This window comes from Olleya sp. Hel_I_94, from assembly GCF_007827365.1.
Classification (GTDB): domain Bacteria; phylum Bacteroidota; class Bacteroidia; order Flavobacteriales; family Flavobacteriaceae; genus Olleya.
Map to the genome: position 1 here is coordinate 155,976 of NZ_VISI01000002.1, position 24,758 is coordinate 180,733.

A 24,758-nucleotide genomic window follows, 5' to 3' on the forward strand; every position below is an offset into this window, starting at 1 on the left:
ATGGAAATGCAGCAATTTTATTACGATAACAAAATCGTTAAAAAGTTTCTTTACGCTACCATCCTCTGGGGAGTTGTTGGTATGCTTGTAGGGCTACTTTTAGCTTACATGTTTTTATTCCCAAATATGACAGATGGGATTTCATGGCTTAGCTTTGGTCGTTTAAGACCATTACACACCAATGCGGTGATTTTCGCGTTTGTGGGTAACGCTATATTTGCAGGAGTGTATTACTCGACACAACGTTTACTTAAAGCTAGAATGTTTAGCGACTTGTTAAGTAATATTAATTTTTGGGGATGGCAATTAATAATTGTTGGAGCAGCCATTACGTTACCTTTAGGTTACTCGACATCTAAAGAATATGCCGAGTTAGAATGGCCTTTTGATATTGCTATTGCCTTAATTTGGGTTGCTTTTGGTGCAAACCTTATTGGTACAATGTTAAAGCGTCGTCAACGTCACTTATATGTTGCTATCTGGTTTTACATCGCTACGTTTGTAACTGTTGCAGTACTACATATTTTTAATAGTTTAGAGTTACCTGTTAGTTTAACTGGTATGAAAAGTTACTCGGTTTACGCAGGTGTACAAGATGCTTTAGTACAATGGTGGTATGGACATAATGCGGTTGCCTTTTTCTTAACAACACCTTTTTTAGGTTTGATGTATTACTTTGTACCTAAAGCTGCTAATAGACCTGTGTATTCATACAGACTATCCATTGTACACTTTTGGTCGTTAATCTTTATTTATATTTGGGCTGGACCACACCATTTATTATACACTGCTTTACCAGAATGGGCTCAAAATTTAGGAGTTGCATTTTCTGTAATGTTATTAATGCCTTCTTGGGGAGGAATGATAAATGGATTATTAACCCTTCGTGGTGCTTGGGATAAAGTACGTGTTGATCCAGTACTTAAATTTATGGTTGTTGCAATTACTGGTTATGGTATGGCAACATTTGAAGGACCAATGTTATCGCTTAAAAATGTAAATGCAATTGCACACTTTACAGATTGGATTATTGCACACGTGCACGTTGGTGCATTAGCGTGGAATGGGTTTTTAACATTTGGTATGATTTACTATTTAGTACCAAAATTATTTAAAACAAAATTATACTCATTAGCATTAGCAAATCTACATTTTTGGATAGGTACTTTAGGTATTATTATGTATGCCTTACCAATGTATGTAGCAGGTTTTACACAAGCTAGTATGTGGAAGCAGTTTAATCCTGATGGAAATTTAAAATATGGTAACTTTTTAGAAACTGTATCAGAGATTATACCAATGTATTGGATGCGTGCAATAGGTGGTACGCTATACTTAACAGGAATGTTAATCTTAGTATTTAACGTTATTGCAACTATTAGAAAAGGTAGTGTTGTTGAGGATGAATTAGCAGAAGCTGCTGCGTTACAACGTGTATCTAAAAAACGTGTATCTGGAGAAGGATGGCACACATGGTTAGAGCGTAAGCCAATAAGATTAACTATTGGAGCAACTATCGCTATTTTAATTGGAGGGATTGTGCAAATTGTACCAACAATTATGGTTAAATCTAATATACCAACTATTAGTAGTGTTAAACCATACTCTCCATTAGAGTTAGAAGGTCGTGATATATATATACGTGAAGGTTGTGTTGGATGCCACTCACAAATGGTTAGACCATTTAGAAGTGAAGTAGAGCGATACGGAGAATATAGTAAAGCAGGAGAGTTTGTATATGACCATCCATTTTTATGGGGAAGTAAGCGTACAGGTCCAGATTTACATCGAGTAGGTGGTAAGTATAACGATAACTGGCACTTTAACCATATGTATGATCCACAAAGTACCTCTTCAGGTTCTATTATGCCAGCTTACAAATGGCTAATTGATAATACTTTAGATAAATCTCAAATTGAGGCTAAGATGGAAGTTATGGTAAAACTAGGTGTACCATATACAGAAGAAGATATTGCAAATGCACAAGCGCAAATGTTAGAACAAGGAACGCAAATTGAAAAAAATCTTTATAGTGATCCTGATTTTGCAAAAGCTTATGAAGATAGCAAGAAAAACGGAGGAGCAGATTTTGTTGAAATGCGTAATCGTGAAATTGTAGCTGTTATAGCTTACTTACAACGTTTAGGTACAGATATAAAAGTAGACACAGTAGAAGAAACAACAGTACAAAAATAGAACGCCATGTTAAAATTTGTAAAAAATCATTTAGACAGTATTGCAGGTGTAGAGATATATCCAATATTTTCATTACTTATATTCTTTGGTTTTTTTGTAGTCCTTTTTTGGTGGGTAATTACCGCTAAAAAAGACTACATCACCACTGTAAGTAATTTACCATTAGACTTAGATAACCAAAACGAAACCGAATTATGAGACATTTAATTCCATCATACGTCAGAGTACCAGCTGTATTCTTTATTATTTTTGGATTAGTAGAGTTTTTTGTAGACTCAGGAGACAAACCAGCTTTTTTAGAGTATCCAATAATCATGTTATTTTTATTACTAGTATTAGTGATACTAATTGCAATAGAAGGGATTGTAGGCTCTATTGAAAACGTACTATTTCAAAGTTTAGATGAAGCAGGTAAACAACGCTATTTAGCTAGTCAAACTAAAGTCCATCAATTTACTAAGTTAAAGGCTGTTTATGCTAAACTTAAAGGTGGTGAAAAACCAATCGAGGAAGAGCACGAAATTATTTTAGACCATAACTACGATGGTATTAAAGAGCTAGATAATAACTTACCACCATGGTGGTTATACTCATGGTACGCATCTATGGTATTTGCTGTAATCTACTTGTTTAATTTTCATGTTACAGGATCATCAGACACACAATATGAAGAGTTGGATAATGAGTATGCACAAGCAAAAATTGAAATTGAAGCATACAAAAAAACTGCTAAAAACCTAGTGGATGTTAATTCAGTAGTACTATTAACAGATGCTTTAGACTTACAAAACGGTAAAAAAATATTTACAGAAAACTGTATCGCTTGTCACATGGCAGATGGTGGAGGAGGAATTGGACCAAATCTAACAGATAAGCATTGGATTTTGGGTGGAAGCATAAAAAATGTATTCCAGACAATCTCTGAAGGTGGACGTTCTGGTAAAGGTATGGTGTCTTGGAAAAAAGATTTAAAACCATTAGAAATGGCACAAGTAGCAAGTTATGTGTTGTCTTTACAAGGTACAACTCCTGCTAATCCTAAAGAGGCAGAAGGTGATCTTTGGCAACCACAAGGTGCAGAAGATTTACAAATACCAGCAGAAATAAAAGATACAGACGTTTTAGAAGTAGAGAAATCTGTTTCAATGAACAATTAATACATATACAATGGAAGCTCCAGATAACGAGAGTTTTAGAGACTCAATAGCAACTATAAACGAAGACGGTAAACGTGCTTGGGTATTTCCAAAAAAGCCAAGCGGAAAGTTTTACGATTATAGGAAAATAGTAAGTTATATTCTTTTAGCCTTTTTATTTGCAGCTCCATTTGTTAAAATTAATGGTAACCAGTTTTTACTATTTAATGTATTAGAAAGACGTTTTAATATTTTTGGTTTTCCGTTTTGGCCTCAAGATTTTCACCTATTTGTAATCTCAATGATTATTGGTGTTATCTTCATTACTGTATTTACAGTTGCATTTGGTCGTATATTTTGTGGATGGATTTGTCCACAAACCATTTTTTTAGAAATGGTGTTTAGACGTATCGAATACTGGATTGATGGTGATAGAGGTGCTCAAATGAAATTAAAAAGAACCAAATGGACACCAGAAAAAATCAGAAAACGTATTTTAAAACATACCATTTTTGTTATCATTTCCTTTTTAATAGCTAATGTCTTTTTAGCTTATTTAATAGGTAGTGATAAGCTGTTAAATTACATAACAGAAGGACCATTTAAGCATTTAAGTACTTTATTTCCGTTGCTAATTTTTACAGGATTATTTTACTTTGTATTTTCTTGGTTTAGAGAGCAAGTTTGTATAATCGCTTGTCCTTATGGACGTTTACAAGGTGTATTATTAGACAATCAATCTATTATTGTTGCCTATGACCATAAACGTGGAGAAGGTGAGAATGGACGTAAAAAGTTTAGAAAAAACGAAGATAGAGAAGCGCTTGGTCATGGAGATTGTATCGATTGTATGCAATGTGTACATGTGTGTCCAACAGGAATTGATATTAGAAACGGTACACAATTAGAGTGTGTAAATTGTACAGCTTGTATAGACGAGTGTGATGATATAATGGAAAAAGTAGGCTTGCCTAAAGGACTTATACGTTATGCAAGTGAAAATAATATTGAAAAGAAAGAACCCTTTAAATTTACATTAAGACTTAAAGCCTATGTTGTTGTCTTATTTATATTAACAGGTGTTTTAATTGCAATGTTACAGTTACGAAACGATGTAGAAGCACGTGTTTTAAGGCTGCCAGGTCAATTATTCGAGCATAAAGCTGATAATATAATAAGTAATGTTTTTACTTATAAACTTGTAAATAAAACAACTCAGGCTATTGATAATGTAAACTTTAAACTTAAAAAGTATAAAGGAACCATTAAGTTAGTCTCTACGGATAATAGCTTTTTAGTACCAGCACAAGGTTTGGCTGAAGGAACTTTATTTATAGAGCTTGATCAAAGTGCTTTAAAAGAGGATAAAACTAAGCTAACCATTGAGGTGTATAGTGATACAAAATTAATCGAAACTACAACAGTTAACTTCTTAGGACCTAGAAGCTATAATTAAACAGATTAGAAAATGAAATTAAATTGGGGAACAGGAGTAGTTATAGCATTTATACTATTTATAAGCTTTATAATGTATTTTGTTATAGCCATGAATACAGATAAAAATCTGGATCATGATTTGGTTAATGATAATTACTACAAACAAGAGTTAGAGTATCAAAATGATATTAATAAAGAGAAAAAATCTAAAGAGCTTGACTCTAAAATAACCTGGAAAAAAACACCAGAAGGTATGCTAATTAGTTTTCCTTCAGAGTTAGACTTCAGTAATATTAAAGGTAAAGTGTTCCTATATAGACCATCTAACAAACAACTAGACTTCGAAACCACAATTTTGTTGTCTAATCACAATTTGCTCATACCTGACAAACGTATGTTAGATGGTCGTTGGAACATTAAAATAGATTGGAATTACAAAGGTACAAATTACATGTACAAACAAGACGTCTTGTATTAATGTTAATTACAGCGCTCATATTTGGTTTATTAGGAAGTTTTCACTGCGTTGGTATGTGTGGTCCTATTGCTTTTATGCTGCCTGTAGATAGAAGTAATTCTTTTAAAAAAATAACTCAAATTACGGCTTATCATTTTGGACGTATATTAGCTTATAGCATCATTGGTTTAATATTTGGTGTCATTGGTAAAAGCTTATATATTTTTGGATTACAACAAAAATTATCTATCCTAATAGGAGTTTTAATGATAGTGGTAATCCTTTTTCCGTATAAAAAATTAGGACGAAATTATATAGTTAAGCCTATTTATAAAGCAGTTGGCTTTGTAAAAAAACAAATGGGTCAAGCCTTAAAAAAGAAAACAGCAGACACCTTTTTAACCATAGGATTTTTAAATGGTTTTTTACCATGTGGTTTAGTATATATGGCAGTTTTTGGAGCCATAGCTGCAGGTAATGCTTGGCAAGGCAGTTTGTATATGGCTTTTTTTGGTTTAGGTACCATCCCATTAATGACTACAGCAATTTATTTGGGTAAATTTTTAAACGCACAAGTAAAACAACGCATTCAAAAAGCAATTCCAGTATTTGTAATAGTAATTGGCGCTTTATTTATTTTGCGTGGACTAGGATTAGGTATTCCATATATCTCTCCAAGTCCAGTGGTACAGATGGTTAATAGTGCAATTGATTGCCATTAATAAAACGTTTAAATTTATCGCTTTCGCGGAAATAAAGCCAAGCCAACTTAAACTTAAATTCATAAATAATATTTACTATTATTTTGTAAATTACAATACGCTAATTAATTTAAAATCAGTTTTATAATGCAGAATGTTTTATTACTTACGGACTTTTCAGAAAGCTCAAAAAATGCTATAGATTATACATTACAATTACTAAAATCTAAAACTGTACAGTTTCATTTAGTATATATACATAAAGCATCAGCATTTACATCTGCAGATTTAATGACTACTGGTAATGCCAACTTATATGCTTCCATAGTAAAGTCACCTAAAGAAGATTTAGAGGATTTAGCTACAGCACTTCATTTAAAATATAAAAACGATAGACATGCATTTTTAACTCATATAGATTATGATGTGTTTACAGATGCAGTCAATCAAATAATCACACAAAACGCTATAGATTTAGTCGTAATGGGAACAAATGGTGTGACTGGAGCAGATGAGGTTGTTTTTGGAAGTCATACATTACATGTTATACGTAATGTATCTTGTCCAACATTAGTTGTGCCTAAACATTTCAAGTTTACTAAACCAGAAACAGTTTTACTTCCGTTAGATGATAAGGATATTTTAAACGAAAAAAGAGTACAACAAATCTTGAACCTAGTGGACAAGAGTACAAGTAAATATCATATTTTAAGAATAACCGAAACTGCAACTTCAGACCAAGAAGATTTAAAATTATTAAACGAACTATTACACACAAGTAATTTTATTTACCATCAAGTTGTTAGTGTACCTATGCATCATGTAGTGGATACTTATTTGCAAACTAACACCATAGACTTTGAAGTGTTTATAATACAAAAAACTAGCTTTTTAGAACGTTTGTTTATGGGATCTCCAATAACAAAACATAGTAAAATAGCTAGTGTTCCTTTATTTGTACTACACGATTAATAATAGGCGTGTGTTTAAAAAGTATTTATTCTATTTCAGGAATAATACCATCGTTTTCTAAGACTAATGTTAATAGTTTAGAGTAATCATTTACTGTTTGATCAATGTTTTCTGGATCTACAATGTCTATATATCCTTTCCATATTAGTGTGCGGTCTTTTGTAGGACATAGGCAATACACGGACGTTTCGGCATTATAAACCTGATATTCTTTATAAGCATCCGGATTAAAAACCTGATCTTGATACATTAAAAAATCGTCATTAAATTTTTTGTGATTTTTATCAAAATTAGAATAGTCTTTCTTGTATTGAATTTTGTTTTTTATTCCAGCTACTTTAGTAAAAATTACAGCATCAAAACCTTCCTCAATTAATTGATTTTCTAACACTTTTAATTCTGCGTCAGTTTTTTCTGATTCTAAAAAATCTGCGTCAAACTTATCTAAGCTAACAGAAGCATCAATCCCTCTAGCGACTAATTGTTTTTGTAGTTTTTTTTCAAATTGTGATTTAGCTGTTTGATTATTTGATAATGCCACAATAAAAACTTTTTGTAATGTGTAATCGCTGGCGTCTGGACTAATCCAACGCTCTCTTAATTGCGTGCTATCACATGCATATAGCGATATAAGTAATAATATAAGTAGTGTTTTTTTCATATTATTTATTTAATAAGTGTTCGTCTTTGTCTGTTTTCATTAGTCTTTTTACCAATTCAAAAACCTCAAATTTAACCGCTTTATAGTCGTAAAAAAAAGAACTCAATGTCTTAGTTAACGTTCTATGGTCTTCTTTATATTGTTCTTCTTTTTCAATTTCATCCTTACCGTCCACCATTAAACTTAGTTCTTTTTCGTGCTTTGTTAAGTCATTAATAAGTAGTTGATTACCTCTAGTGGTTCTTAGTAAAGCAGTGGTTACTATTTTGGCTCTATCTAATATTTCTGCCTCAATTATTTTATGTGTATAATCGGTTAGTAATTCTTCTAAAAAGATTTGTTCATCCTTTATAAAGTTAAGCTCTGATAACCATGTTTTGGACATGTTATGCATTCTTTCAGCACTATACCATTCTACAATTTTGGTTTTCTTTTCTGATTTCATAATTTAATTATTGTTTTAAAAAAAAACAGGAAGTATAACATTGTCAACTTCCTGTTTATTGATTACAACTTTATGTACCACTTTTTGGTATTACTTTGACTTAGTAAACCGTTTAACAAAAAAATAATTTTTGTTGTTGATTAATAGCGTGTCGTGGTATTAATTATTGCAATCTCTTACTACTCAGTTATTATTTTCTATAATTAAAGGTACTTATATTGTTAGTCTTAAACTATGATATTTATCATGTAACTAACAGCTTACAATTTAATTTTAATCACTTCATTTAACGCTGGACAATAGCTGTCCCATCCATAAACAGTTTTTAATTTAACATGAAAGGCTTGTTGTGCAGTAGCCTCTCCATGGACTAAATAAATGGCTTTTGGTGTATTTTTAATAGCACTTAGCCAATCCAATAAACCTGATTGATCTGCATGAGCAGACAAACTATCAATATGTTTTACTTTTGCTTTAACAGGGTAGTATTTACCATAAAATTTAACCTCATGTGTGCCTTCTTTTAATAAGCGTCCTCTGGTACCTTCTGCTTGGTAACCTACCAGTAAAATGGTTGTGTTATCATGATCTATTAATTGTTGCAAATAAGTTAATACACGTCCTCCAGTTACCATACCACTTCCTGCTATAATTATTTTAGAGCGTGGATCATCTATGGTTTTCCAGGTATCTGCATAAGAGGTAATAATATTAATATGGTTACACATAGCCTCATAATCTGATGCTGACAATTTATGCCATTTTGGAAATTTTTTAAAAACCTCTAACACATTGTTTCCCATTGGGCTATCTACAAATATCGGAATGTTTGGAATTTTATTTTTTTGATATAATTTAAATAAAATAAACATTAGCATCTGTAAACGTTCTACCGCAAAACTTGGGATAATTAAATTGCCTCTATCGTTTATGGTTTGTTTGATTATGTCAGTTAGTTTTTCTTCAATAGCCTCTTTAGGATGTAGTTTATCTCCATAAGTACTTTCTATAAATAAATAGTCTGCATTATCAGGACGTTTTGGGTCGCTAAGTAAATAATCATTTGTTCTACCAATGTCTCCAGAAAATACAAAACGTTTTCCATCAATATCTAATTCTATAAATGTTGAACCTATTATATGACCATTATAATTAAATCTATAGGATATGTGATTATTAATATTAATCCATTTGTCTTGGGTTTGTACTTCAAATTTGGCCACAATTTGTTCTACTTCTTTTTGCGTATAAAAAGGTAATGCTGGATTATGTTTAGTGTAGTTTTCTGCATTAGCCTTTTTGGCTTCTTCTTCGTTTATTTTTGCGCTATCTTTTAAAATAATTTCGGCTATAGCCAAAGTTGGAGCAGTACCAATTATAGTGCCTTTAAACCCTTGTTTTATTAGTCTAGGTAAATAACCAACATGGTCTAGATGTCCATGAGTTAATAATATAGTTTGTATGGAAGCTACATCTATTGGAAGTGGTTGCCAATTTAAAAGGCGTAAATCTTTTAAGCCTTGAAACAATCCACAATCTATTAATATTGAAGTATTAAAAGCTTCAATTAAATATTTGGATCCAGTTACTGTTTTTGCTCCTCCTAAAAAGGTAATGTTAACGTGATTATTCATAGCTTTATTTGGTATTACATAGTAACTTAATTTCGTTTAAAATTCTTTTTTTACGAATTTCAGAGACGCCTAAATGATCTAAATAAAAGGCGTCATTTAATAAATCTTTGCAAAGGACAACCTCTCTGTTTAATAAAAATTGTTTTTCTCTTTTAGTTAGTAATGTGGATGTTGTAATAGGGTAAAGTTTTAATTGATCGATACGCTCTTTTAACCCATTATTTAAAGGGTAATCCCAACTTAATAAGTGTAACCCAATACAATTACCATATGTTTTTGCATCCTCTGTAAATCTTGTGTTTGTGACTACCCAACCTTGTGTCATAGTTGTGTTTGAGTGATATTTGATATTCCAGTTAAGCTGAATATCCTGAAATCTAGAATAGATATACAACGGTATTTTGACATTGCAATTTAATCCAGCCTCACCATGAAATTTGCACTCGACAAGTACAGTATTATTGGCTTTTGTTGCCAAAATATCGACCTCATGCTTCACACATTTTCCATTAATAATCTCGCCAACTTTAGTTGTATAACCTGAGGCTTCTAAAATGGCTGCTACATAACGTTCAAACGGAAATCCCGTAGGGCCTAACTCATAAATAGCTTTTTTTAATTTGTATTTAGAGGCCAAGTGACTTTTGGTCGCCTTAAGCATAGCAAAAGCACGATTGTAAATTTCTTTAGTAGAAATCCCTTGGTATAACTCATCTCTAACATTTGATGTGATTTTTTGGGCTAATGCTTTATCTGCTCCAGATTTTATTAAAGAATTTTTAAGTTTATCTATAGAAAACTTAACGTGTTCTCCGGATGATTTTTTTATGTAAAGGTCCTGTGTTGTCATATTTTATTGGTTATCTGGAATAACTAAAAAAGGGATAGAGGGATTAAAACCTATTTTTTTTATAACAGGTTCGTTTAAAAACCGTTCCATTATACTGTGCTTATAATTGACCATAATAAGTAAGTCGATATTTAAATCTTGTATAAATGTATTTATGATCTCAGCTTTTTTGTTGTAATTGGGTACTGAATGGTAATGCGTTTTAAAGCCTTGAAGTCCTTTTTGTAATATGGATAAATTATATTGTTGTATAGGTGCCAAGTTATCATTAACCTGAATGTTGACAACCCTTAAGGTGGCATTGTTGTCGTAAGTAAAATCATTGATAGTTTTAATTTCTAAATCGGTATAAAACCTATTTAAATCTGTAGAGAAAACGATTTGTTTTAAAGGTTTATAATCATATTGATCAGGTATAATTAAAATTGGGCATATTTTAATAGTGTTAACTAATCGCGTTGTATTACTACCAAAAAACAGTTGTTTGTTTCTTGAAGTACCTTTTGTACCCATAATAATTAAGTCTATTGGGTTTTCTGCAATATGTGCTTTTACTGCAACTTGTAAATCAATTAATTTTAGAACAGTCTCAAAGCTGTGATTAGCATTTGCATCACTAGATTCTATTTGGTCTTTAACTTCTTCTAATTGTCGTTTACACTGCTGTATGGTGTTTTTTAAATATACATCTGACAAATTGGATAGGGAAGAGGCAGTTAACGGATTAGCATGTAATAAGTAAAATGTACAAACTTCGTATTTATACAATTTTACAGCGTAAACTATAGCACTCCATGCATTATCAGAAAAATCAGTAGGTAGTAAGATATGTTTCATATCCTTAAGTTTTAGGTTTACTTAAAGATATTTGATATAAATCTTATAGGATATGATATATATTAGTTTTACAAAAAAAGGGTATTAAAATGATAATTCATTTTAATACCCTTAATATAACTAACTAAAAAAACAGTTATTTAATACGGAAAGTGACTACAGGCAATGCAGCATGATTTGCAATGTCTTCAGAGATACTTCCTGATAAAAAGTGTGTAAATCCAGTACGACCATGTGTAGCAACAGCTATAGCGTCTGCACCAGAAACATTTGCATAATTTAAGACTCCTTTTTCTACTGAGTAATCAGATATAAACTGTACTTCTGATAATTTATCTAAATTACCATCTGCTTTTTGTAAAAAGTTAGCAACCGTTTTTTCCATTTCAGAGGTGCTACTAAAGTTATCTCCTGGAGTATTGATATATACTAAATGTAAGTTTGAACCTAATGTTTCAAATAACTTAGAAGCATTTAAATATGGAGTGACTGTTCCGTCAGAAAAATCTGAAGCAAATACTACATTATCAAAACTTAAAGTTGTTGGTTTGTTTTTAACAACCAGTACAGGTATTTCTGCGTGACGTACTACTTTTTCTGTATTTGAGCCCACAAAAATTTCTTTTAAACCACTACTACCATGAGAACCCATAACTATTAAGTCTGCATTATGCTCTTTAGCAACATCGTTTACTTCACTAAAAACTTTAAAGTGTTTAACTACAGGTGTTACTTTTACATCTTTTAAAAAGTCTTGATCTAAAAATTCTGTAAATCTATTTTCGGCTAATTTTAAAAAGAAAATAGTTTCTGATTGGATATCAGCTTCACCTTGGGTTAAGATGGTTTCAGAAATTTCTAACATGTGTAATGCAAATATTTCTGCATTATATTTTTTTGCCAATATAGCTGCTGATTCTAAAGCATATTTTGAATGTTCAGAGAAGTCTACTGGTACTATTATTTTTTTCATATTGATAGTTTTAAAGGTTGTGTTTTATGTTTTAAAGTTATCGATTGTGTTGGTAATTATCGAGCTTTTATAAATTAATTAACAGTCTAAATGGTCATGGAAAATAATTGCGTTTCTGGTTTGTTTCGCTGTAAAAGCAAATCAAAAGCCATACATATATTTCTAACAAACGGTTTTCCTTTTTCTGTAATAAAAATTTGATTTAATTCTATGTTTAATAAACCATCGTCTTGCATTTCTTTAAGCTTTAATAGGACTTCTGGTATGTCTTCAAAATATAAATTATTAGCCATCCAATTGGTTTTAAAGTGGCACATTAAATTTAAAATGTGCTGTCTAATAATTAAATCTTCAGATGATAAGATGTGTCCTCTAAAAACAGGAATACTGTTGTTTTCAATTAAATGATAATATTCTTCAATACCTTTTACGTTTTGTGCAAAAGCATACCAACTGTCACTAATAGATGAGACACCTAAACCTATCATCACTTTAGTTTTTGAGGCTGTATAACCCATAAAATTGCGATGCATAGTTTCGGTTTGACTTGCTTGATACAAACCATCTGTTTTAAGTGCAAAATGATCCATTCCAATATCATGATATCCTGCTTGTGCTAATAGTTTTTTACCTAATTGATATTGGTTTTGTTTTATACTTGGTGTTGGTAAATCACTGTCTTTATAGCCTCTTTGTCCATTTCCTTTTATCCAAGGGACATGTGCGTAACTATAAAAAGCAATACGATCTGGCAATAATTGTTTTGTTTTTTTAATGGTGTCTTCTACATGTGCTTCCGTTTGAAAAGGTAAACCAAATATAATGTCATGGCCAATAGAGGTGTAACCTATTGTTCTTGCTAACTCTGTAACTTTTTTTACATTTTCAAAGGGTTGAAATCTGTGTATGGCTTTTTGTACAATAGGGTTATAATCTTGCACTCCAAAACTGACACGTCTAAATCCTAAATCAAATAGCGTTTGTAAATGTGTTTTTGTGGTATTGTTAGGGTGACCTTCAAAACTAAACTCATAATCATCTGCTAGTTTAGCTTTGTATTTAATACCATTGATTAAAATTTTTAAATTTTCAGAATCAAAAAAAGTAGGTGTTCCACCACCAAGGTGCAACTCTTTAATTACAGGTTTATCGCCTAATAAATCACAGTATAATTGCCATTCTTTTAAAACTGCATTTATATAAGGTAACTCTACATCATGACGTTTAGTGATACGTTTATTACAACCGCAAAACGTACAAAGACTTTCGCAAAAAGGTAAGTGTATGTATAAGCTAATACCTTCAGTACTGTTGCTTTCGTCAAAAGCTTTTTTAAGGCTTAGTTTCCATTCTTTTAATGAAAAAGTATCTAAATCCCAATAAGGAACAGTAGGATAACTAGTATATCTAGGTCCAGCAACATTATATTTATTAACTAAAGACAAGCACATATTTTAACTATTTGATAAGTCAAAGTTAATGGGCTTGTGCCTTTTAAAATATGACATATGTCATACAGGTCGTAAAGCTTTAGTTTTAGTTTAGAATATTGTATATTTTGTTATACTGTATGTCCTTAAAGTGAGAAACAACTAAATCTGCTTGTGTATAATCTTGGTTTTTAGAATGAAAACTATCATAACCAATACAATAGCTTCCCGCAGCTTTTGCAGCTTTAATACCATTGGTAGAGTCTTCAATAACTATACAGTGTTGTTGTAAATGACCAGCTAATTGTGCTGCTTTTTCAAATATTTCGGGATGTGGTTTTGAGGCTTTTAAATCTGCACCACTTATTTTAGCTTTAAAATATTGGTCTAAATCAAAACGTTTAAAAACATTATTTATAGTTAGCATAGATGCCGAAGAAGCTAAAACTAAGGTTAATCCATTACTATGATAGTCTTGTATTATATCCAACACACCATCAATAAGTTGTAAACTTGGATCACTATGAAAAAGATTTACAAATATATCACGTTTATATTGCACTAACTCCTCAGGCGCATTGTCTAGTTTAAATAGGTCACACATACGTTTACAAACATTAATTGTAGATTGTCCTGTAGTAGACTCATACAACGTCTCTGACACTTCAATTTTAAAATGATCAAACATTTTAAAGTAGGCTTTTTTATGTAAAGGTTCAGTGTCAACAATAACACCATCCATATCAAATAACACAGCTTTTAACATACATTTTGTTTTTTGCGAAGATACTTAATATGTGGTTTTTTACCATAGATATATTTTTTAGTCTATTATAATTACAATATTTTGCGATAACACTTTTAAAATATGATTTACACCATTGTTTTTATAATTTTTATTGGCTTTATAGTTTACGCTTTTGTGCTAATGAGGCCAAGGACAGTAAAACAAATTCCGCTACATTGGCACGCCATACTATTAGATAAGGTTTTATTTTATAAAAAGTTATCTAAAGCAAATCAAGACGTGTTTAAAAAACGGATAGCGCTTTTTTTAACCGAAATAAATATTGATGGTGTAAATACTACAATTGATGAAACTGATAAGTTACTAATCGCGTCTAGTGCTATTATTCCTGTTTTTGGATTTAAAGAATGGAGTTATAATAATCTATCAGGTATTATAGTCTATCCAGACAGTTTTAATGAAGATTTGCAATTTTCTGATATCGATAAAAACAGAAAAATTTTAGGGATGGTAGGTACAGGTAGGTATGAAAAACAAATGATTTTATCCAAAAAAGCAATTCGTTTAGCCTTTAATAATAAAACAGATAAGCATAATACACCTGTCCATGAATTTGTCCATTTACTGGATAAAATGGATGGAGAAACGGATGGTGTACCTGAGTATTTTTTAGGCAAAGAATATATACAACCTTGGTTAGAGTTAATGCATACCGAAATGGAAAACATTAATAACGATACTTCTGATATTAGAAAGTATGGAGGTACAAGTCAAGCCGAGCTTTTTGCTGTAGCTTCCGAGTATTTTTTTGAACGTCCTAAGTTATTCAAACAAAAGCATCCTGAGTTATATAAGATGTTGTCGTTATGTTTTCAACAACCAAAACAAAGTTAAATTAATTCAAATTAGTTAACTTTACAATTGAAAAAAACAAACCATGTTAGAAGAGTTACAACAGCATTACGGATATTTATTTGAAGATGAATTAATTCAAGAAATTAATAATGTTGGTACTTATAAAGATATTCCTGAAGGATTTAAATTAATTGAAATTGGTGACTATATAAAAACAATGCCACTTTTAGTTAGTGGAGCGATTAAAATTTTAAGAGAAGATGAAGATGGCGATGAGTTAATCCTTTATTTTATCGAGCAAGGAGATACGTGTGCAATGACATTATCTTGTTGTTTAGGAAATTCTAAAAGCGAAATCAGAGCCATAGCAGAAACAGATACCAAGTTAATTATGATACCTGTTGCTAAAATGGAAGAGTGGTTAGGTAAATATAAGACTTGGCAAAAATTTGTCTTACAAAGTTATCATAATCGTATGTCAGAGTTGCTAGAAGCTATAGACACTATTGCTTTTTTAAAAATGGACGAGCGTTTATTTAAATACCTAAAAGACAAAGCAATGGTTAATCATAACGAGTTAATCCATGTGACACATCAACAAATTGCTAGAGATTTGCATACGTCGCGTGTAGTAATTTCAAGATTACTAAAAACACTTGAAATTGATGGTAAAATTGAATTGCACAGAAACAACATTAAGGTTTTAGATTTATAAGCGTAACAACTGTTACAAACCATCTCCTATATAAACTTTAAGTTTGTATAAGATTATTAAATTATGGATTTTATACAAGTAATAACATATTTAGCAGCTTTTTTAATTGGAGCAGTATTAGGACTAATTGGAGGAGGTGGATCTATTTTAACTGTTCCATTATTAGTTTATTTTTTGGCTTATAATCCAGTTATTGCTACAGCATATTCCTTGTTTGTCGTTGGCTCGTCGTCATTAGTTGGTGTTTTTCAAAAACATCGCGAGGGATTAGTAGATTTTAAAACAGGTTTGGCGTTTTCATTTCCATCATTTATTGCTGTTTATATTTCTAGACGTTTTGTAGTACCAGCAATACCAGAAACTATACTATCTATTGGCACATTTAGTTTGACCAAGGATATGGCCATCATGATATTTTTTGCAATAATCATGTTTTTGGCAGCTTTTTCAATGATTAAAACTAAACAAAACACAAAATCTACAGCGACCTCACAACCTTATTATAAGACATTTATGCAAGGTGTGATAATTGGTGTTATTACAGGATTAATTGGTGCAGGAGGAGGATTTTTATATGTTCCAGCACTAGTATTGTGGGCTGGATTAGACATGAAAAAAGCAGTAGGTACATCCCTAATTATAGTCGCAATAAACTCGCTAATAGGTTTTTCTGGAGATATGCAAACCCTAGATATTGATTGGGTATTTCTATTATCATTTACCGCTTTAACAATAATTGGTATTTTAGTAGGAGGCTATTTTTCTAAATATATTTCTAGTAAAAAACTTAAAAAAAGTTTTGGATGGTTTGTATTGGTAATGTCCATTTATATTATATTAAAAGAGCTAGTTTTTTAATTATGTAACTTAAGTTGCTATAAAAATTTAAAAACATTAGTAAATTTGAATAATTAAATAAGATTTTTTAGCCTTACGGCGAATTTCGTTTAGTAAAAAAAAATAGAATTGAAAATGAACCGAGCCATCAAGGCGAACACATTTTACCAAAATATAAAATAGAATTGAAAATGAACCGAGCCATCAAGGCGAACACATTTTACCAAAATATAAAATAGAATTGAAAATGAAGATAGAGCAGATTTATACAGGTTGCTTAGCACATGCAGCATATTATATAGAAAGTAATGGAGAAGCAGCAATTATCGATCCATTAAGGGAAGTGCAACCATACATTAAAAGAGCACAAAAAGACAACGCAAAAATAAAGTACATTTTTGAAACGCATTTTCATGCAGATTTTGTGTCTGGACATTTGGATTTAAAAGAAAAAACAGGTGCTCAAATCGTATTTGGACCTACTGCTAAACCTTCTTATGATGCATTAATTGCAACAGATGGTCAAGTATTTGAAGTTGGAGACTACAAGATTAAAGCTATCCACACTCCAGGACATACAATGGAGAGTACAACATACCTTGTTATTGATCAAAATGGTAAAGAACATGGTATAGTTACAGGAGATACGCTTTTTATAGGCGATGTTGGTCGTCCTGATTTGGCACAAAAAATAGCTTCGGATTTAACACAAGAAAAACTGGCAGGTTATTTATTCGATTCACTTCGTAATAAGATAATGCCATTAAGTGACGACTTAATAGTGTATCCTAATCATGGTGCAGGTTCTGCTTGTGGAAAAAACATGAGTAAAGAAACTACAGATACTTTAGGAAATCAGAAAAAAGTCAATTACGCTTTACGTGCAGACATGACTAAAGACGAATTTATTGCTGAATTATTAGAGGGTTTATCAGAGCCACCAGCGTACTTTCCTCAAAACGTTATGATGAATATTAAAGGTTATGAAAGCTTTGATAAAGTAATGACTAAATCTCAAAAACCATTAACACCAAAGGCTTTTGAAGCAGCAGCTAACGAGACTGAAGCTATTGTTTTAGACGTACGTAATCAATCAGAATTTGTAAAAGGACATATTCCACGTTCTATATTTATTGGTATTGATGGTGGATTTGCTCCTTGGGTTGGTGCATTAATTGCAGATGTTAGTCAACCAATTTTATTGGTCATTCCAGAAGGAAGAGAAGAAGAGGTAATCACACGTTTGTCACGTGTTGGATTTGATAATGTAATTGGGTATTTAGACGGTAGTTTTGAGGCTTGGAAAAGCGCAGGAATGGACTACGACACCTTAACATCAATCTCTGCAGAAGAGTTTGCAAAACGATACGAAGACAATAAAGACGTGATTTTTGATGTTAGAAAAGATGGTGAATTTACTGCCGAACATGTCGATGGAGCTAAACATACTGCGTTAGATAATATTAATAGTCATTTAAGCGAGTTTCCAGAAGATAAACCGTTTTATATTCATTGTGCTGGTGGTTACAGATCTGTAATTGCAGCATCAATATTAAAAAGCAGAGGTATCCACAATTTAATAGATGTAGCAGGTGGTTATGGTGCCATTAAAAAAACAGATATACCAAGAACAGATTTTGTTTGTCCTACAACATTAAAATAATATTATAATTAATTTTATTGGTAAAAGCGCGTATTGCATTATTGTAATACGCGCTTTTTTTGTGTAACATTAGTTACCGTTTAGGTATATATATTGTGGTAACTTTATCTATTAATATAAAAGTTTGCCTTACGGCGAAATAGTTTTACAAAACCTCAAACTTATATTAAAAATGAACCCAGCATTTTAGCGAACATATTTTACCAAAATTTAAAACAATATTATAAATGAACACTTCAATAACAGTACAAAATTTAAAATGTGGTGGTTGTGCAAACACCATAACTACAAAATTAGCAGAACTAGAAAATATCTCAGAGATTTCAATAGATGTTGACAATAGTGTAGTAGCATTTAGTCATAATAATCAAGCGGAAGCTATAGCAGTAAAAGAACGCCTTAAAACATTAGGTTATCCATCAGTAGATGATGATAATAACTTGGTGTCCAAAGCTAAATCTTTTGTAAGTTGTGCTACTGGCAAGCTTTCACAATAAAAAAATAGATTATGAAAAAATCCTATCTACTTATTGCTTTAAGCTTGCTTATATTGAGCTGTAATAATACCAACAATAAAAAGCTTTCTGCTTTTGATTTACAAATGGAAGCCAATAAGCATCCAGGAAAAAAGTTAATGGAAATTAACTGCTATACGTGTCATAGTCCATCTGCAAGTCAGTCGGATAGGATTGGACCACCAATGGTTGCTATTAAAAGGCATTACATTGATGAAAACACTACAAAAGCACAATTTGTAGAAAATATGCAAGCATGGATTAAAAATCCAAATGCACAAGATGCAAAAATGTTTGGAGCAGTAAAACGTTTTGGTGTTATGCCAAAACAATCATTTCCAGAAGAGACAATTGCTAAAATAGCAGATTATATGTTTGATTATAATATTGATCAACCTGACTGGTTTGAAAAGCATTATAATGAAGAAAAAGGACATGGTAAAGGGTTTGGAAAAAGCCAACAAGAAGAGACTAAGCAACAACAAACAGAAATAAACTATCATGATTTACCTTATGCGGAACGTGGCCTAAAGTATGCATTAGCAACAAAAGCGGTATTAGGAAAAAATCTAATGGGTTCTATCCAAAAAAAAGGAACTTTGGGTGCTTTAGCGTTTTGTAATGAAAAGGCCTATCCGTTAACAGATAGTATGTCAGTGGTACATAATGCATCTATTAAAAGGGTATCTGATAAACCAAGAAATCAAAATAATTTAGCAAATAATAAAGAATTGACGTATATTAATTCTTTTAAAAACGATATTAAAAATAATAAAGAACCTCAACCAATAGTTGATTTATTAGACGATAAAGTACAAGTATATTATCCAATTACAACCAATGCAATGTGCTTGCAATGTCATGGTAAACCTAATCAGGATATTGAAAAACCTACGTTAACTAGGCTTGCTAAACTATATCCTGAAGATAAAGCTACAGGTTACAATATAAATCAAGTTAGAGGTATTTGGACTGTTGTTTTTGATAATTAAATAAAAATAAAATGAGTAAATTTTCAGAAATAATTAATCAAGATTCACCTGTTTTGGTGGATTTTTATGCAGAGTGGTGTGGACCTTGTAAAACTATGAGTCCTATTTTAAAAGACGTAAAAGATAATTTAAAAGACCGTGTGTCTATTATTAAAATTGACGTAGATAAAAATCAAGAACTAGCATCTAAATATCAAGTTAGAGGTGTGCCAACGTTATTGTTATTCAAAAAAGGTAAACAAGTTTGGAGACAATCAGGAGTGCTTCAAAAAAACGAATTAATTGATGTTATTACTGCAACGTACTAATGGACTTAAGCGCAAATTTTTGGGATAATAGATACCAATCTAATGATATTGGTTGGGATTTAGGTACTATTTCTCCACCATTAAAAGCTTATTTTGATCAGTTAACCAATTTGGATTTAAAAATTTTAATTCCTGGTGGTGGTAATAGTTATGAGGCAGAATACCTTTTTGATAAAGGTTTTAAAAATGTATATGTAGTCGATTTATCTCAAACCGCTTTAGATAATTTAAAAAATAGAGTGCCCGATTTTCCGTCATCAAATTTAATTTTAAATAATTTTTTTGATTTAGATCAGACGTTTGATCTAATTATAGAGCAAACTTTTTTTTGCGCAATTAATCCTAGTTTGAGAGCTGATTATGCTAAAAAAGTTTCAGAGATTTTAAATGTAGATGGTAAAGTTGCAGGGCTATTATTTGATGCAGTTTTAAATACAACACATCCTCCTTTTGGAGGCAGTAAGACAGAGTATTTAGGCTATTTTACACCCTATTTTGATATTAAGATAATGGATGCTTCGTATAACTCCATAAAGCCAAGAGCCGGAAGAGAATTGTTTTTTATTATCCAAAAAATATAAAAATTAGAAAGCTTATTTAAAACTGATAATTGTCATATTAAATATTAACCAACAACAGTAAATTTGTGTTTTACGATAAACACTAAAATTTTAAAATTATGATTTCTCAAAACATCGCATTATATAGTTGGAGTAACGGAGTAGTAATGATTGCTATTTTTGCAGTAATTTGTTTACTGCTTATTGGTTTTTTAGTAAAATCAATGTCTAGTAGTGACAGAAAAGATGACGAAGCAAAAGAAAGATAAGGTCTAGTTATATTTAAATAAAAAGAAGGAGCACATATTAAATGGGCTCCTTCTTTTTTATCTACACTTTTTTAGTTTTAAAACTTATACTGTAAAAATACTGAAAAGTTACGTCCAGATTCTGTAATAGGTGTACGTCCAAAATCTTCTTGATTAGTAAAAGAGAAGTTTAAATGGTTATTATAAGCTTCATCTAAAGCATTAATTACAGCAACACCTAAAGTAATATTCTTAACGGGTTTAACGCCAAAACGGATGTCTAAAGTTTGATAACCATCCGTTTCGGTTTCTCCAAAACTTCTAGAAATATTATCCTGTTTAGATACGATGTTATATTGTGCATTTCCCCAAAATTTTTCTTTCTGAAATCCTAAAACTAATTTGGTATTAAAAGGAGGCGTTAAAGGCAATGACTCTGCTAAATCTTTGTTTTTAGCATAGACATAAGCAAATTCAGTTTTGAAGTAATAATAGTCTAAAAAATCGATTTCAGCCATAGCTTCAAACCCCGTTTTATAAGCTTCATTTATATTTTGAAATACTTTTACATTAGTTGGGTCCGAAGTAGGATTAAACTTTCTTGTTAATGTTGGATCTATAACACCAACAATATAGTTTTCAAAAAACGAATAATAAAAAGATGTTTCGTATTTAAAGCTATTAAATCCATTTTTTAATGGTTTTTTTCCTTTAAATCCAATTTCAAATTGATTATTTACTTCAGATTTTAAATTAGGATTTCCTACATATTCATAAGGGTCTTGACCAACAGTAAAATGGTTAATAAAACGCTCAATCATATTAGCAGATCGCACACCACGTCCATAAGCAGCTTCCAGTGTAAAATTATTGGTTACTCTTTTTTTAATTGAAATGGTTCCGCTAACATTGTGTTCCGTTCGTCTTTTTAAGTCGTATAAAGCTTCAAAATCGGCTTCTGGATCTTGTATGTCTGAAGTTACATTGTCATAACGTAAACCTGCTGTAATAATGGTTTTAGGATTAATAGAATACTTAGCTTCTGTAAAAACACCCAAATCTGTAATGTATGAATCTTGCCAAACCTTATCGTTAAACGTTATTGGAGTAGCTAACATATTCCCATTCATAATTTTAATAATTCTAGTTCTGCCACCATCTCTAGCAACATGCATAGCATCTAAACCAGAAAATATATTTAGTTTTTCAAGCGGTTTCCAATTTAATTCTAATTTACCACCAATAGTTGTTGCATCTACCGCAGACGACGCTTCCATCATCATAAACGACGGTCTGTTATTGTTTGTCATTAAGTGATCAACATAGCTATAATATCCTTTTGCAGTCAAAGATTTAAGGACGTTACCAATGTTATCCAATTTATAGTCTAAAGATAAAATACTGCTGTTATCAAATTCAGTATCCATTGGTAAAGCTGTATGTAGGACATCACGACCAAAAGATTGTCTCCAATGTGCTTGTAAACGTTGGTCTTCAGTAAAATTATACCCTAATTTGATGCCGTAATCGGTACTTCTAAAGGACGAAGGGATTTCTGTTCCATTACCGTCTTCATAATTTCCAAAATCTCTGTAACCAGCATTAGCTACAATATCATATTTTTCTTGAATGTATTGTAATTGCGCTAAATTGACTAATGACCTTCCGTTGCTTTCATAACCACCAGATACTTTTCCGTGTATGCCATAATCTTCATAATCTGGTTTTTGTGTTACTAGATTAACAACACCTCCAAATGTCGCACCATAACGCACAGTATAAGGTCCTTTTATAATTTCAATTTTAGAAATTTCTTCAGGAATAATATGTGTTGTAATGGGATCCATTCTATTTGGACAGGCATGCATCGCTTTGGTGCCACCATCATATTGGATGTTTAATTGCTCATATTGAGATGCTCTAAAAGATGGGTCTATAGCATAGTTCCCTCTTTTAATTACCGAAAACCCATTGATGTTGTTAAACAAATCAGCAACGTTTTTAGGTTGTACAATGTCTTTTTCATAATTATTAGAAACAATTGTTAATACAGGATCTGTGTTTAATTTTCCAGTAACAATAACTTCGTCTAATTTGTGTACTTTTTGATTTGTAGTGTCTTTTTTAGTTTCGTTTTGATCTTGACTAAAAGACATAGCTGTAATTAGCATGCATAAAAGCACGCTATATATTTTTTTCATTTATAGTAGTATTATATTTAACTTCTGTGTTTGGGGTAGATCAACTACCTATACTAAAAGATAAATTATACCTGTGGAGGATGGAAACAATCGTTAATACTGCTAAACGAATACAGGTTTTGGTAAATCGTAAGGTTTTGTCTTTTAATGTAGTCCTTATGATGGAAAACTATGGCGTCTAACGTTGTTGTAAATAATAAAAGCTCTTTAAAATCCACAATGTTTTCTGGTGTGTTTTGCTCTTTATCTTGCGATTTAAAGACCTTATTTAAATGACATTTACCATTACATTGCAACTCTGGTTTGTCCTGATTGACACATAAAGCTTCTATAAAACCAATTGGGTCCAATTTATAATACGCATAAGTTAACGATACCCTTGTGCTATTAAATAGAATAAGGCATGTTAAACATAAACTGAAAATATGTGTCATTACTTTCATAATAACAAAGATATCTAACCTCTTTTTTTCTGAAAGTAACATTGGTCACCTTCACACATTAATTTTTAGGTATTGAAAACCTTTATTCTTATATAGGTTTTACAGATGGTTTAAGTGACAAATGTTACAAACCACTTTTGTGTTGTTCAGTAATTTTACACTATAAATAATTTAAAACATTACATCTTATGAATACTTTAGAAACAACACAACAAGAGGTTTTTGCAATGCCAAGAATTGGTGACAAAGCACCAGAATTTAAAGCAGTAACAACTCAAGGAGATATTAATTATCCATCGGATTATAAAGGAAAATGGTCTATACTATTTAGTCATCCAGCGGATTTCACACCAGTTTGCACATCTGAGTTTATGACATTTGCGCATTTAGAAGAAAAATTTGAAAAAGCAAATTGTAGTCTTATTGGTTTGTCAATTGATGGTTTATACAGTCATATTGCTTGGTTAAGAACCATTAAAGATAAAATTGAATTTAACGGAATGAAAAACATTGAAGTTAAGTTTCCTTTAATAGAAGACATCTCCATGGAAGTTGCTAAAAAATACGGAATGATTCAACCAGGAGAAAGTAAAACGCAAGCGGTTAGAGCAGTCTTTTTTGTAGATCCAAATGAAACTGTTAGAGCTATCATTTATTATCCATTAAGCTTAGGACGTAACTTTGATGAGCTTTACAGAGCATTAATAGCTATGCAAACCTCAGACAAGTTTAATGTAGCTACTCCTGCAGATTGGAATCCTGGAGATGATGTTATTGTATCACCAGCAGGTTCTTGTGGTGTTGCTGAAGAAAGAATGACTTCAACAGAAGATCTAGATTGTAAAGACTGGTTTTTCTGTACTAAAAAATTAGATAAAGATTTAGTATTGGATTCAATCTTAAAAAAGTAAGTCAATTACATTTAAAAAGAGCCTTTTATTAAG

The 24,758-nt window shown here is 31.3% G+C and carries 27 protein-coding genes; 17 read left to right on the forward strand and 10 right to left on the reverse strand.

Translation table 11 applies throughout. From position 1 onward, the window contains the following. From ccoN to JM82_RS03745, 7 genes are all read left to right on the forward strand, one after another. Positions 1–2,196, forward strand: coding sequence for a cytochrome-c oxidase, cbb3-type subunit I (gene ccoN / locus JM82_RS03715; protein WP_145001365.1), 2,196 nt, complete (start codon positions 1–3; stop codon positions 2,194–2,196). 6 nt (positions 2,197–2,202) lie between these two features. After that, positions 2,203–2,394 (forward strand): CcoQ/FixQ family Cbb3-type cytochrome c oxidase assembly chaperone, encoded by a 192-nt coding sequence (locus JM82_RS03720; RefSeq protein ID WP_145001367.1) that lies wholly within the window; start codon positions 2,203–2,205, stop codon positions 2,392–2,394. Next, positions 2,391–3,353: a cbb3-type cytochrome c oxidase N-terminal domain-containing protein gene (locus JM82_RS03725; RefSeq protein ID WP_145001370.1), complete on the forward strand. Its 963-nt coding sequence runs from the start codon at positions 2,391–2,393 to the stop codon at positions 3,351–3,353. The genes JM82_RS03720 and JM82_RS03725 overlap by 4 nt, the downstream gene beginning before the upstream one ends. 10 nt (positions 3,354–3,363) lie before the next feature. Beyond that, on the forward strand, positions 3,364–4,788 hold the full coding sequence (gene ccoG / locus JM82_RS03730) for a cytochrome c oxidase accessory protein CcoG (protein WP_145001372.1): 1,425 nt from the start codon (positions 3,364–3,366) through the stop codon (positions 4,786–4,788). 12 nt (positions 4,789–4,800) lie between these two features. Beyond that, entirely contained in the window at positions 4,801–5,247 is a 447-nt protein-coding gene (locus tag JM82_RS03735; RefSeq protein ID WP_145001374.1) for a FixH family protein, read from the forward strand. Further along, positions 5,247–5,948 carry a sulfite exporter TauE/SafE family protein gene (locus JM82_RS03740; protein WP_145001377.1) on the forward strand — a complete coding sequence of 234 codons (702 nt, stop codon included), beginning with the start codon at positions 5,247–5,249 and terminating at the stop codon, positions 5,946–5,948. Before JM82_RS03735 ends, JM82_RS03740 begins: the two co-directional genes overlap by 1 nt. Before the next feature lie 126 nt (positions 5,949–6,074). Then, positions 6,075–6,899 (forward strand): universal stress protein, encoded by an 825-nt coding sequence (locus JM82_RS03745; protein ID WP_145001379.1) that lies wholly within the window; start codon positions 6,075–6,077, stop codon positions 6,897–6,899. A gap of 25 nt (positions 6,900–6,924) precedes the next feature. Here JM82_RS03745 and JM82_RS03750 read toward each other — a convergent pair whose 3' ends face one another. The 8 genes from JM82_RS03750 to JM82_RS03785 form a co-directional block, all read right to left on the reverse strand. Continuing rightward, on the reverse strand, positions 6,925–7,560 hold the full coding sequence (locus tag JM82_RS03750) for a hypothetical protein (RefSeq protein ID WP_145001381.1): 636 nt from the start codon (positions 7,558–7,560) through the stop codon (positions 6,925–6,927). 1 nt (position 7,561) lies between these two features. Next, positions 7,562–8,005, reverse strand: a complete 444-nt coding sequence (locus JM82_RS03755; RefSeq protein WP_145001383.1) for a hypothetical protein — start codon at positions 8,003–8,005, stop codon at positions 7,562–7,564. Between the two features lie 260 nt (positions 8,006–8,265). Beyond that, positions 8,266–9,639 (reverse strand): MBL fold metallo-hydrolase RNA specificity domain-containing protein, encoded by a 1,374-nt coding sequence (locus tag JM82_RS03760; RefSeq protein ID WP_145001385.1) that lies wholly within the window; start codon positions 9,637–9,639, stop codon positions 8,266–8,268. Between the two features lie 4 nt (positions 9,640–9,643). Then, positions 9,644–10,489 (reverse strand): ATP cone domain-containing protein, encoded by an 846-nt coding sequence (locus JM82_RS03765; RefSeq protein ID WP_145001387.1) that lies wholly within the window; start codon positions 10,487–10,489, stop codon positions 9,644–9,646. Between the two features lie 3 nt (positions 10,490–10,492). Beyond that, positions 10,493–11,326, reverse strand: a complete 834-nt coding sequence (locus JM82_RS03770; protein WP_145001389.1) for a universal stress protein — start codon at positions 11,324–11,326, stop codon at positions 10,493–10,495. A gap of 136 nt (positions 11,327–11,462) precedes the next feature. Continuing rightward, entirely contained in the window at positions 11,463–12,299 is an 837-nt protein-coding gene (locus tag JM82_RS03775) for a universal stress protein (protein ID WP_145001391.1), read from the reverse strand. 86 nt (positions 12,300–12,385) lie between these two features. Further along, the gene (gene hemN / locus JM82_RS03780) at positions 12,386–13,750 is read right to left on the reverse strand and encodes an oxygen-independent coproporphyrinogen III oxidase (RefSeq protein ID WP_145001393.1); all 1,365 of its coding nucleotides are present in this window, start codon (positions 13,748–13,750) and stop codon (positions 12,386–12,388) included. An 85-nt stretch (positions 13,751–13,835) separates the two neighbouring features. Beyond that, entirely contained in the window at positions 13,836–14,495 is a 660-nt protein-coding gene (locus tag JM82_RS03785) for an HAD family hydrolase (protein WP_145001395.1), read from the reverse strand. A 162-nt stretch (positions 14,496–14,657) separates the two neighbouring features. Here JM82_RS03785 and JM82_RS03790 point away from each other — a divergent pair, with 162 nt between their 5' ends. From JM82_RS03790 to JM82_RS16320, 9 genes are all read left to right on the forward strand, one after another. After that, positions 14,658–15,371 (forward strand): zinc-dependent peptidase, encoded by a 714-nt coding sequence (locus JM82_RS03790; RefSeq protein WP_315897449.1) that lies wholly within the window; start codon positions 14,658–14,660, stop codon positions 15,369–15,371. Between the two features lie 43 nt (positions 15,372–15,414). Next, positions 15,415–16,047, forward strand: coding sequence for a Crp/Fnr family transcriptional regulator (locus JM82_RS03795; RefSeq protein WP_145001399.1), 633 nt, complete (start codon positions 15,415–15,417; stop codon positions 16,045–16,047). Between the two features lie 63 nt (positions 16,048–16,110). Then, positions 16,111–16,905 (forward strand): sulfite exporter TauE/SafE family protein, encoded by a 795-nt coding sequence (locus JM82_RS03800; protein ID WP_145001401.1) that lies wholly within the window; start codon positions 16,111–16,113, stop codon positions 16,903–16,905. A 226-nt stretch (positions 16,906–17,131) separates the two neighbouring features. Then, the gene (locus JM82_RS03805) at positions 17,132–18,547 is read left to right on the forward strand and encodes an MBL fold metallo-hydrolase (RefSeq protein ID WP_145001403.1); all 1,416 of its coding nucleotides are present in this window, start codon (positions 17,132–17,134) and stop codon (positions 18,545–18,547) included. Positions 18,548–18,774: 227 nt separating this feature from the next. Next, a complete protein-coding gene (locus JM82_RS03810) occupies positions 18,775–19,044 on the forward strand; it encodes a heavy-metal-associated domain-containing protein (protein WP_145001405.1) in 270 nt (89 codons plus the stop codon). 11 nt (positions 19,045–19,055) lie between these two features. Next, positions 19,056–20,054: a DUF3365 domain-containing protein gene (locus tag JM82_RS03815; RefSeq protein WP_145001407.1), complete on the forward strand. Its 999-nt coding sequence runs from the start codon at positions 19,056–19,058 to the stop codon at positions 20,052–20,054. A gap of 11 nt (positions 20,055–20,065) precedes the next feature. Beyond that, positions 20,066–20,362 (forward strand): thioredoxin, encoded by a 297-nt coding sequence (trxA, locus tag JM82_RS03820; RefSeq protein WP_145001409.1) that lies wholly within the window; start codon positions 20,066–20,068, stop codon positions 20,360–20,362. Continuing rightward, complete coding sequence (locus JM82_RS03825; RefSeq protein WP_145001411.1) at positions 20,362–20,943, forward strand: methyltransferase domain-containing protein; 582 nt, start codon at positions 20,362–20,364, stop codon at positions 20,941–20,943. The genes trxA and JM82_RS03825 overlap by 1 nt, the downstream gene beginning before the upstream one ends. Before the next feature lie 98 nt (positions 20,944–21,041). Next, positions 21,042–21,191 carry a hypothetical protein gene (locus JM82_RS16320; RefSeq protein ID WP_186439176.1) on the forward strand — a complete coding sequence of 50 codons (150 nt, stop codon included), beginning with the start codon at positions 21,042–21,044 and terminating at the stop codon, positions 21,189–21,191. A 77-nt stretch (positions 21,192–21,268) separates the two neighbouring features. On the opposite strand, the gene JM82_RS03830 is transcribed toward JM82_RS16320, so the two are convergent. Then, positions 21,269–23,371, reverse strand: a complete 2,103-nt coding sequence (locus JM82_RS03830) for a TonB-dependent receptor (protein ID WP_261375292.1) — start codon at positions 23,369–23,371, stop codon at positions 21,269–21,271. 65 nt (positions 23,372–23,436) lie between these two features. After that, entirely contained in the window at positions 23,437–23,814 is a 378-nt protein-coding gene (locus JM82_RS03835; protein WP_145001413.1) for a hypothetical protein, read from the reverse strand. A gap of 188 nt (positions 23,815–24,002) precedes the next feature. Here JM82_RS03835 and JM82_RS03840 point away from each other — a divergent pair, with 188 nt between their 5' ends. Further along, the gene (locus JM82_RS03840; protein WP_145001415.1) at positions 24,003–24,725 is read left to right on the forward strand and encodes a peroxiredoxin; all 723 of its coding nucleotides are present in this window, start codon (positions 24,003–24,005) and stop codon (positions 24,723–24,725) included. Positions 24,726–24,758 lie beyond the last annotated feature (33 nt).